Source organism: Salipiger sp. HF18 (genome assembly GCF_011806505.1).
Classification (GTDB): Bacteria; Pseudomonadota; Alphaproteobacteria; order Rhodobacterales; family Rhodobacteraceae; genus Salipiger; species Salipiger thiooxidans.
In genome coordinates, this window is sequence record NZ_JAATOS010000618.1 from 1 (window position 1) to 2,079 (window position 2,079).

At 67.4% G+C, this 2,079-nt stretch carries 3 protein-coding genes; all 3 read right to left on the bottom strand.

Annotated features, from left to right (window positions below; all coding sequences use genetic code 11):
- Nucleotides 1-234: 234 nt before the first annotated feature.
- Complete coding sequence (locus tag HC022_RS24960; RefSeq protein ID WP_167454184.1) at nucleotides 235-756, bottom strand: gamma carbonic anhydrase family protein; 522 nt, start codon at nucleotides 754-756, stop codon at nucleotides 235-237.
- Nucleotides 756-1,394, bottom strand: a complete 639-nt coding sequence (gmk, locus tag HC022_RS24965) for a guanylate kinase (RefSeq protein WP_008886142.1) — start codon at nucleotides 1,392-1,394, stop codon at nucleotides 756-758. The genes HC022_RS24960 and gmk overlap by 1 nt, the downstream gene beginning before the upstream one ends.
- A gap of 4 nt (nucleotides 1,395-1,398) precedes the next feature.
- Nucleotides 1,399-2,079 (bottom strand): YicC family protein (locus tag HC022_RS24970; RefSeq protein WP_167454185.1); only part of this gene is annotated, 681 nt, incomplete at its 5' end.

Sequence of the window (2,079 nt, forward strand, 5' to 3'; positions counted from 1 at the left end):
GTCGCGGGCGTCGGCCTTCATCGGCCCGGTCTCGTGGCGACGCTGGATGACGAGCAGCCGCCGCCCGGCGCGCGCCCCTTGCGACCTGTCGGTTCGAGTGCTGTCATCTGGCTCGTTCCTCCATGCCTTCTCCGGGGGTGCGCTTGCCGGGTTGGCGGACGGAGCCTCCGTCTCCGCCCTCCCGGATCCGCCGGCCAGAGAAGGGACGCTCCGCAACGATTTCATGACGCTTTCTTATTTTGCCACCAACCCGGCCGCGAAACGTCGTTCATTGGCCTGATAGCCGAGCGCGGACTTTCTCAGCCCCTCGATCGCCGCCTCGTCGAGCGCGCGCACCACCTTGCCCGGCACGCCCATCACGAGGCTGCCGTCGGGAATCTCCTTGCCCTCGGTGATCAGCGCCCCGGCCCCGATCAGGCAGTTGCGGCCGATCTTGGCGCCGTTGAGGATCGTGGCGCCCATGCCGATCAGCGAGTTTTCCCCGATGGTGCAGCCGTGCAGCATGACCTTGTGGCCGATGGTGCAGCCCGGCCCGATGAACAGCGGATAGCCCATGTCGGTGTGGCACACGACGTTCTCCTGAACGTTGCTGCCGGCGCCGACGCGGATCTCTTCATTGTCGCCGCGCAGGGTGCTGCCAAACCAGACCGAGGCGGCCTCTTCCAGCACCACCTTGCCGATCAGGTTGGCATCGGGCGCCACCCAGGCGCTGTCGTCGATGGTCGGTTCGATTCCGTCCAGGGCATAAAGCGTCATTATTCCGTCTCCTCGAATTCGGCCTGCAATCCACGCACGTGGTCCAGAAGCCCGGGCTGCTGCGTGCGCCGCAGCCGCGCCGCAGTCACGATGCTCTTGAGCCGGGCCTCGGTCTCGTCGAGATCCTCGTTCACCAGCACGAAGTCGTATGACCCCCAGTGCGAGATCTCGTCCCAGCTCTTCTGCATGCGCCGGGTGATGACGTCGTCGCCGTCCTGCCCGCGCGCGATCAGCCGGCGCTTGAGTTCAGCGATGGAGGGCGGCAGCAGGAAGATCGACAGCGTGTGGAGCGCCAGCTCGGAATTCGTCATCTGCTGGGCGCCCTGCCAGTCGATGTCGAAGAGCACGTCCTTGCCGTCGATGATGGCGTCCCGCACCGGACCCTTGGGCGAGCCGTAGAAATTTCCGAAGACGTGGGCGTGCTCCAGCATCTCGCCGTTGTTCACCGCCTTCTTGAAGGCGGTCTCGGACATGAAGTGGTAATCCTGCCCGTCGACCTCGCCCGGGCGCGGCGCCCGGGTGGTGGCCGAGACCGAGAAGATGATCGAGGGATCCCACGCCCGCATCCGCTTGGCCAGCGTCGATTTGCCCGCACCCGAGGGCGAGGAAAGGATGATGAGAAGACCGCGTCGGTTCATCGGTTTACTCCACGTTCTGGACCTGCTCGCGCATCTGGTCGATCACCGTCTTGAGGGCCAGACCGATCTGCGTCAACGCCGAAGACCCCGATTTCGAGCAAAGCGTGTTGGCTTCCCGATTGAATTCCTGCATCAGGAAGTCGAGCTTGCGACCCACTGCGCCCTTGTCGCGCATGAGATCCCGCGCCGCCGCCACGTGGGCGGTCAGCCGGTCGAGCTCTTCCGTCACGTCCGATTTCACCGCGATCAGCGCCAGCTCCTGCGCCACCCGCGTGGCGTCGGCGCCGTCGGTGTTCTCCAGGACGCGTGCCAGAGCCGCGCGCAGCTTCTCGGATTGTTCCTCGCGCCGCGCCTCGACCGCTTCGGCGGCCCGGGTCACCAGTTCCTCGATCTGCGTGAGCTGGCCCTCGAGCACGCCGCTCAGCGCCTGGCCCTCGCGGCCGCGCATCTCGGTGAACTCGGCCAGCGCCGCCTCGAAGCTCTCCAACAGCCGTGCGCGCAGAGCGGTCACGTCGCGGCTCGCCTGCCCGGTGGCCATGACCCCGCGCAGCGCCACGATCTGCGCCGCCGTCGCCGGGGCAAGCACCAGCCCGCGGCGCCCTGCCTCGGCCTCGATCCGGCCCATGGCCTCGAGCACGCGGGCGAGCGCCGCCTCGTCGAGCTCTGCCGCCGACTCGTCGTCGCC